Source organism: Bacteroides cellulosilyticus DSM 14838, from assembly GCF_000158035.1.
Lineage (GTDB): Bacteria > Bacteroidota > Bacteroidia > Bacteroidales > Bacteroidaceae > Bacteroides > Bacteroides cellulosilyticus.
Window position 1 is genome coordinate 142136 of record NZ_EQ973490.1, and the last position, 7979, is coordinate 150114.

The window sequence follows — 7979 nt, forward strand, 5'->3', positions numbered from 1 at the left end:
TAAGCAAAACGATAATCTTGTATGATAAGTGCCCCATATACAGATGACCAATATTTACACAATAAGATATTTGTGAGATCAGTATGATACTGAGACCACCTCATCAGTCGTATGTTGAAATACGTTCATTATAACATTCCTGATAATCAACCATTTACAAAAGACATCTTCATCATTGATAAATTAAAACAAATGAACTGTTTAAAATGATAAATTATTTTCTCTCTTTTCTGTTATGAATCAAACAATAGTCGATATACACTACGTCTTATACCAAAGTCACAATGGCACACGACTCTTTCTTCTGTTATCATTCTTTTTCAAAGGGATAAAGCAAGCATTCCCGATATAATTGCTACATTTGCAGGGTAATCGATAAAAGAAGTACAAGAAAATGGACTTAAACAAAGTATTTGCCACCGTGCAGGAAGCCAGCCGGGAATTGTTATCACTGAGCGATAAAGAAATCAATCAGATACTATTGGCTGTAGCGGACGCTGCCTTGGCAAAATCGGACTTCATTCTCGCTGAGAACAAGAAGGACCTGGAAAGAATGGATCCAAATGATCCGAAATACGACCGGCTAAAACTAACCGTAGAACGCCTGCAAGGCATCGCTGCCGATACACGCAATGTAGCAACCCTTTCCTCACCAGTGGGACGCATGCTGAAAGAGCACACACATCCCCAGGGGATGAGGCTCAGAAAGGTAAGTGTCCCGTTTGGCGTCATCGGCATTATATACGAAGCACGCCCCAACGTGAGTTTCGATGTATTTTCTCTCTGCCTAAAAAGCGGAAATGCCTGCATACTGAAAGGCGGTAGTGATGCCGACTCCTCCAACCGAGCCATTATCAGCGTGATACACGAGGTACTGGAACATTTCAACATCAACCCGCACATCGTAGAATTACTGCCCGCCGACCGGGAAGCTACAGCCGAGTTGCTGAATGCCCGGGGGTATGTAGACTTACTTATTCCGCGTGGCAGCAGTAGCCTCATCAACTTTGTGCGTCAAAATGCCACCATACCCGTCATTGAAACAGGCGCAGGTATCTGCCATACTTTCTTCGACCGCTACGGTGATGTAGAGAAAGGTGCAGCTATTATCAACAATGCCAAAACGCGCCGCGTCAGCGTATGCAATGCTCTGGACTGTCTGTTGATTGACGGTGACCGCCTCAACGATCTGCCGGCACTTTGCACACCGTTGCAAAAAAGCAATGTGATAATCTATGCGGATATGTACGCATACAACGTACTGAAGGGAAGCTATCCTGCGGAGTTACTGAAGGAGGCCACGGAAGAAGACTTCGGTACGGAATTCCTGGACTACAAGATGTCCATTAAAACCGTTCAGTCCATTCGTGAAGCCATAGCGCATATTCAGGAATACGGTTCCAAACACAGCGAATGTATTGTAACCGAAGACAAGACTCGTGCCGAGTGGTTCTGTCGTGATGTGGACGCCGCCTGCGTATACGTCAACGTACCGACTTCCTTTACAGACGGAGCGCAGTTCGGTCTGGGTGCCGAAATCGGTATCAGCACACAGAAGCTGCATGCCCGCGGTCCCATGGCTCTGGAAGAACTGACCACATACAAGTGGATTGTCGAAGGAGAAGGACAGATAAGGAAGCGATAACTCCTTTAACTCCTTCTTCCCCCCCTCTTACTCCTAATTCATATTAATCATAAATATATAACATGAAGAAGTTTACTTGTGTGCAGGACATCGGAAATCTGAAAGCTGCACTGGATGAAGCATTTGAGATTAAGAAAGACCGTTTTAAATACGTAGAATTGGGACGGAACAAGACGTTGATGATGATTTTCTTCAACTCTAGCTTACGTACCCGTCTCAGCACGCAGAAAGCGGCTACGAATCTAGGTATGAATGTTATCGTGCTGGACATCAACCAAGGAGCATGGAAACTGGAGACGGAACGCGGCGTCATCATGGATGGAGACAAACCCGAACATCTACTGGAGGCTATTCCTGTGATGGGTTGCTACTGCGACATCATCGGTGTACGTTCGTTCGCCCGCTTTGAGAACAAAGAGGATGACTATAACGAGGTAATCATAAATCAATTCATCCAACATTCCGGTCGCCCGGTGTTCTCAATGGAAGCAGCTACCCGCCATCCGTTGCAAAGCTTTGCCGACCTCATCACAATTGAAGAATACAAGAAGACTGCACGCCCTAAAGTGGTAATGACCTGGGCGCCACATCCACGCCCATTGCCCCAAGCCGTGCCTAATTCATTCGCCGAATGGATGAACGCCACGGATTATGATTTCGTCATCACCCACCCCGAAGGCTACGAACTTGCTCCGCAATTCGTAGGGAATGCCCGTGTGGAATATGATCAGATGAAAGCGTTCGAAGGTGCCGACTTCGTCTATGCCAAGAACTGGGCGGCTTATGCCGGAGATAATTACGGACAAATTCTGAGCAAAGATCGTGAGTGGACCGTAAGCGACCGCCAGATGGCAGTAACCAACAATGCTTATTTCATGCACTGCCTGCCCGTGCGCCGCAATATGATTGTAACAGATGATGTCATCGAAAGTCCGCAATCTATTGTCATCCCCGAAGCGGCTAATCGTGAAATATCAGCTACGGTAGTATTAAAGAGACTGCTTGAGGCACTCTGAACAGAATAAGGAGCTATAGTGAGGAGCTAAAGGAGTTATCAGCCCGCAAGCGGGCTTAGGAGTTAAAGCCGATAAAGTTGTGAATCATCAGCAGGAGTGTTGGCTTTAACTCCTTCTAACTTCTGTAACTCCCAAACGAAGCGAAAACGTCTTTCTCCTTTAAAAAAGCTCCTCAGCATCAAAAATAAGCAAGCATATTTTGTACTGCTTTCGGTTTGCATTATCTTTGTCCCCAAACAACGCCAAGGATTATGACTATAAAAGAGTTTTTTTCTTTCAAACAGAATAAGTTTTTCTGGATAAACCTGATCGCAATGGTCATTGTGGTTGCCCTTGTACTGTTTGGAGTGCTGAAGGGACTGGATATATACACCCGTCACGGTGAAGCGGTAGTAGTGCCCAACGTGAAAGGTATGGGAGTGGCAGAAGCTGAGAAAATGTTCCGCAACCAAGGACTTACCTGCATTGTTTCCGACTCCAGCTATGTAAAGAACTTACCAGCCGGATGCATCCTCGAACACAATCCTGCCGCCGGGCAGAAAGTGAAAGAAGGACGTACCATCTATCTGACCATAAACACCCTGAGCACCCCTTTGCTAGTCGTTCCCGATGTAGCGGACAACAGCTCCATGCGCCAAGCACAGGCACGTCTGCTGGCGGCCGGCTTCAAACTGTCCGAGAACGAACACATAGCCGGAGAAAAAGACTGGGTATACGGTGTGAAATATAAAGGCCGTACACTGACCAACGGTGAAAAAGTACCTGTAGGTGCTACACTTACACTAATTGTGGGAGACGGTGGAGAGCTGCCTCAGGAAGGGGATTCTACAGCAGTAGAAGCTACCACCCCTACCTCCTCTAAAGATTCCGCAGCAGACGAGTCCTGGTTTTAAACTCGATCATACGGGGAATAATAACAATAACACATAGAAAGAACAAGAATGATAGAAGATTTGCCGGACGACATAGTGACTGAGGATGATCTGGACGACATAGAACCTGTCGGTGATGAAGCCCAACTCTATGAACACTTCCGTGTGGTAGTGGATAGAGGACAGGAAATGATGCGCGTAGACAAATACCTGTTCGACCGCCTGACAAACGCTTCGCGCAACCGCATACAGAAATCAGCGGAAGCCGGTTTTGTAATGGCTAACAACAAACCGGTCAAGAGCAGCTACAAGGTGAAACCGATGGATGTCATCACCATCATGATGGATCGTCCGCGTTATGAAAACGAAGTCATTCCCGAAGATATCCCACTTAATATAATCTACGAGGATAAATACCTCATGGTAGTGAATAAACCTGCCGGACTGGTGGTACACCCCGGACACGGAAACTACCAGGGGACTTTAGTGAACGCCATCGCCTGGCACATGAAAGATAATCCCGACTACGATGCCAACGACCCGCACGTCGGTCTGGTTCATCGCATCGATAAAGACACTTCCGGACTGCTCGTCATAGCCAAAACACCGGATGCCAAAACCAACCTTGGTATGCAGTTCTTCAACAAAACCACCAAACGACGCTACCGTGCCTTGGTGTGGGGAACCGTTGAACAGGACGAGGGAACCATCACCGGAAACATTGGCCGGAATCCCAGAGACCGCATGCAGATGACCGTTCTGCCCGATGATCAGGGAAAGCATGCCGTGACCCATTACCGGGTTCTGGAGCGTCTGGGCTATGTCACTCTTGTAGAATGCATTCTTGAAACGGGACGTACCCATCAAATACGTGTTCACATGAAACATATCGGCCATGTACTCTTCAATGATGAGCGCTACGGCGGTCACGAGATTCTGAAAGGTACCCATTTCAGTAAATACAAACAATTTGTAAATAACTGCTTCGATACTTGTCCACGGCAGGCATTACACGCCATGACACTGGGTTTTGTACATCCCGCCACTGGCGAAGAGATGTACTTCACCTCCGAAATGCCCGAAGACATGACCTTGCTGATAGACAAATGGAGAGGCTACATCAGTAACAGAGATTTAGAATGAAACGCACGATTGCTATTGTTTGCGGAGGTGATACCTCCGAATTTCAAGTTTCCCTGCGCAGCGCACAGGGCATCTACTCCTTTATCGATAAGGAAAAGTACACATTATATATTGTGGAGATGCACGGACTCGACTGGCACGTGCAACTGCCCGACGGCGGCAAAGCGCCCATTGACCGGAATGACTTCAGCTTTCAGATGAATGGCAGGAAGGTAACATTCGACTTTGCCTACATCACCATTCACGGCACTCCGGGAGAGGACGGACGCTTGCAAGGTTATTTCGATCTCCTTCACATCCCCTACTCATGTTGTGGTGTACTGGCAGCAGCACTTACGTATGACAAGTTTGCCTGCAACCAATATCTCAAAGTTTTTGGAGTACGCATAGCAGAATCCTTAGTGCTTCGCCAAGGACAATCCATTTCCGATGAAGATGTGATTGAAAAGATAGGTTTGCCCTGTTTCATCAAACCCAGTCTGGGAGGTTCCAGCTTTGGCGTAACGAAAGTTAAGACGAAAGAACAAATACAGCCTGCCATTGTTAAGGCATTCGATGAAGCGCAAGAAGTTCTGATAGAAGCCTACATGGAAGGCACCGAAGTGACCTGCGGTTGTTATAAGACTAAAGAGAAGTCAGTCGTATTCCCCATCACCGAAGTAGTGACCGAGAATGAATTCTTCGACTACGACGCCAAGTACAACGGGCAGGTTTCCGAAATCACCCCAGCCCGTCTCTCCGATGACCTGACACACCGGATACAGACACTGACTTCCGCCATTTACGATATCCTGGGCGCTTCAGGTATCATTCGTGTGGACTACATCATCACTGCCGGAGATAAAGTCAATCTGCTGGAAGTGAACACCACGCCCGGAATGACGGCTACCAGCTTCATACCCCAGCAGGTACGTGCCGCAGGATTAGACATTAAGGATGTAATGACTGATATAATTGAGAACCAGCTTTAGTGACTAAACTACTAATCGCTAATCACTAAACGTTAATCATTATGAATATGGAATTTGATGAAATCCGCCCTTATCATGACGAGGAGCTTCCTCAGATTTACGAGGAACTGATTGCCGATCCGGCTTTCCAGCAGGTGGCGTCTGCTGTTTTCCCGGAAGTTCCCTTTGAGGCACTTGCGCAGAAAATGCGTACATGCAAGACGAAGTTGGAGTTTCAGAAAGCATTCTGTTACACAATCCTGAAAAGATTTGCCAGAGACACGACCCAGGGAGTAACTCTGGACCTTACGGCACAGACGGACAAGACATCCGCTTATACTTATATCTCTAACCACCGCGATATCATTCTCGACTCCGGTTTCCTATCCGTAGAGTTGATAGACAAAGGTATGGATACAGTAGAAATTGCCATCGGCGATAACCTGCTGATCTATCCCTGGATTAAGAAGTTCGTGCGTGTCAACAAATCATTCATAGTACAACGTGCCCTGACCATGCGCCAAATGCTGGAATCTTCCGGACGCATGTCGCGCTATATGCACCACACTATTAAGGATAAGAACCAGTCTATCTGGATAGCACAACGTGAAGGGCGTGCCAAAGACTCCAACGACCGTACTCAGGAAAGCGTTCTCAAGATGCTGGCTATGGGCGGTGAGGGTGACATTATCGACCGCCTGATTGAAATGAACATCCTTCCATTGGCCATTTCGTACGAATACGATCCTTGTGATTACCTGAAAGCACAGGAGTTCCAACTGAAACGCGATATACCGGACTACAAGAAGACGCAGGAGGACGACCTGAAGAATATGCAAACCGGTTTGTTCGGACCTAAAGGACGCGTGCACTTCCAGGTAGCGTCGTGCATCAATGAAGAGCTGGAAAAGCTGGACCGTTCTCTTTCCAAACCCGAACTGTTTTTACAGATCTCCGCCCTTATAGATCGGAGAATCCATGCAAACTATCGTATGTATCCCGGCAATTACATAGCTCACGATTATTTGTCGGGCACCCAGGCCTTCGCCGGTCATTATACCGCCGAAGAGAAAAAACACTTCACTGACTACATCGACCAGCAACTTGCACGCATTGAACTGCCCAATAAAGACATCCCGTTCCTGCGCGAAAAGATGTTGTTGATGTATGCCAATCCACTGACGAATTATTTGGCTACAAGAACTGATAATCCGAAATAGAGTAATATATGAAAGGTAAGCTACAATTTCCGGTTTCTTTATGCTGGTTTCTTCCCGTACTGGTATTCATGCTGGTTTCCTGCGGCGATGACGATGATTATCATTATCCGTCCGTAAAACTGGACTTCCTGACTGCACAGGCCGGTGCCGACGGCAGCCTGCAATCCGTGCTGACGGATGAAGGCGAAACACTTGCAATAGTGGAAGACGCGTCGAAAACACGTATAGACGCTAATGCCTCTGCCCGCATTGTCAGCAACTATGGCAAGGCGGAAGCTGCCGATGGGACATCCGGAGTGAAATTGTATGCAGTATTGAGTGCCATATCGCCTGTGCCGCAGTCTGCGGATAAATTTAAGGATGGAATCAAGCGTGATCCGGCAGATATACTGAGTATCTGGATGGGGATTGATTACCTGAACATAATGCTGGAAATCAAGTCGCAGAACGGAAAGCACTCGTTCCATTTCATTGAGGACGAAGTCACCACGGATAAAGAAGCAGGAACCCGGACGGTACGTCTGTCTCTCTATCATGATGATGGCGGAGATGTGCAGGCATACACGAAACGTGCGTATGCATCCGTTCCGTTACGGCAATATGCAGAGGATGGAATTGATAAAGTTACAATCTATTTCAGCTTAAACACGTATTCCGGCAAAGAAGTAACTTATGAATTTGAATATACCCCCCAATAAGATGAAAATAAATTCTTTGATTGCAGGCATCTGCCTATTCTTCTCCTCTCTTTTCTCCTGTCAGCAGAAAGGAGATTTCAAGTCTGTATCCGTGGAAGATTTCTCCACGCTGATAGCCAATCCTGAGATACAACGTCTGGATGTACGCACCGTAGCCGAATACTCGGAATCACACATTCCCAAAAGCATCAACATCAATGTACTTGATAAGACTTTTGCGGAAATAGCCGACTCCACTCTACAGAAAGATAAACCCGTTGCTTTGTATTGCCGTAGTGGTAAACGCAGTAAAAAGGCTGCCGCTATACTCAGCGAAAAGGGATATGTGGTCTACGACCTCGACAAAGGTTTCGAAGAATGGAAAAAAGCCGGAAAGGAAATAGAGGAATAATAAGGGAAAAACGTTGGTGTAACTAATACGTTTCAGATTCATAA

8 protein-coding genes are annotated in these 7979 nt (G+C 46.8%); all 8 read left to right on the top strand.

The features are described 5' to 3' along the window. Positions 1-394 precede the first annotated feature (394 nt). The gene (locus BACCELL_RS05595; protein WP_007210634.1) at positions 395-1645 is read left to right on the top strand and encodes a glutamate-5-semialdehyde dehydrogenase; all 1251 of its coding nucleotides are present in this window, start codon (positions 395-397) and stop codon (positions 1643-1645) included. A 62-nt stretch (positions 1646-1707) separates the two neighbouring features. After that, positions 1708-2661 (top strand): Rossmann-fold NAD(P)-binding domain-containing protein, encoded by a 954-nt coding sequence (locus BACCELL_RS05600; RefSeq protein WP_007210635.1) that lies wholly within the window; start codon positions 1708-1710, stop codon positions 2659-2661. Positions 2662-2912: 251 nt separating this feature from the next. Further along, positions 2913-3554 (top strand): PASTA domain-containing protein, encoded by a 642-nt coding sequence (locus tag BACCELL_RS05605; protein WP_007210637.1) that lies wholly within the window; start codon positions 2913-2915, stop codon positions 3552-3554. Between the two features lie 48 nt (positions 3555-3602). Then, positions 3603-4676 carry an RluA family pseudouridine synthase gene (locus BACCELL_RS05610; protein WP_007210638.1) on the top strand — a complete coding sequence of 358 codons (1074 nt, stop codon included), beginning with the start codon at positions 3603-3605 and terminating at the stop codon, positions 4674-4676. Next, complete coding sequence (locus BACCELL_RS05615) at positions 4673-5647, top strand: D-alanine--D-alanine ligase (RefSeq protein WP_007210639.1); 975 nt, start codon at positions 4673-4675, stop codon at positions 5645-5647. Before BACCELL_RS05610 ends, BACCELL_RS05615 begins: the two co-directional genes overlap by 4 nt. A 41-nt stretch (positions 5648-5688) precedes the next feature. Continuing rightward, positions 5689-6846, top strand: coding sequence for a hypothetical protein (locus tag BACCELL_RS05620; protein WP_007210640.1), 1158 nt, complete (start codon positions 5689-5691; stop codon positions 6844-6846). Positions 6847-6854: 8 nt separating this feature from the next. Further along, on the top strand, positions 6855-7544 hold the full coding sequence (locus BACCELL_RS05625) for a NigD1/NigD2 family lipoprotein (protein ID WP_007210641.1): 690 nt from the start codon (positions 6855-6857) through the stop codon (positions 7542-7544). After that, positions 7519-7935, top strand: coding sequence for a rhodanese-like domain-containing protein (locus BACCELL_RS05630; RefSeq protein WP_007210642.1), 417 nt, complete (start codon positions 7519-7521; stop codon positions 7933-7935). The genes BACCELL_RS05625 and BACCELL_RS05630 overlap by 26 nt, the downstream gene beginning before the upstream one ends. Positions 7936-7979 lie beyond the last annotated feature (44 nt).

Bases quoted from the DNA above. Each gene is read 5' to 3' on its own strand.
- BACCELL_RS05595 (WP_007210634.1), top strand. From the start codon at position 395: ATGGACTTAAACAAAGTATTTGCCACCGTGCAGGAAGCCAGCCGGGAA.
- BACCELL_RS05600 (WP_007210635.1), top strand. From the start codon at position 1,708: ATGAAGAAGTTTACTTGTGTGCAGGACATCGGAAATCTGAAAGCTGCA.
- BACCELL_RS05605 (WP_007210637.1), top strand. From the start codon at position 2,913: ATGACTATAAAAGAGTTTTTTTCTTTCAAACAGAATAAGTTTTTCTGG.
- BACCELL_RS05610 (WP_007210638.1), top strand. From the start codon at position 3,603: ATGATAGAAGATTTGCCGGACGACATAGTGACTGAGGATGATCTGGAC.
- BACCELL_RS05615 (WP_007210639.1), top strand. From the start codon at position 4,673: ATGAAACGCACGATTGCTATTGTTTGCGGAGGTGATACCTCCGAATTT.
- BACCELL_RS05620 (WP_007210640.1), top strand. From the start codon at position 5,689: ATGAATATGGAATTTGATGAAATCCGCCCTTATCATGACGAGGAGCTT.
- BACCELL_RS05625 (WP_007210641.1), top strand. From the start codon at position 6,855: ATGAAAGGTAAGCTACAATTTCCGGTTTCTTTATGCTGGTTTCTTCCC.
- BACCELL_RS05630 (WP_007210642.1), top strand. From the start codon at position 7,519: ATGAATTTGAATATACCCCCCAATAAGATGAAAATAAATTCTTTGATT.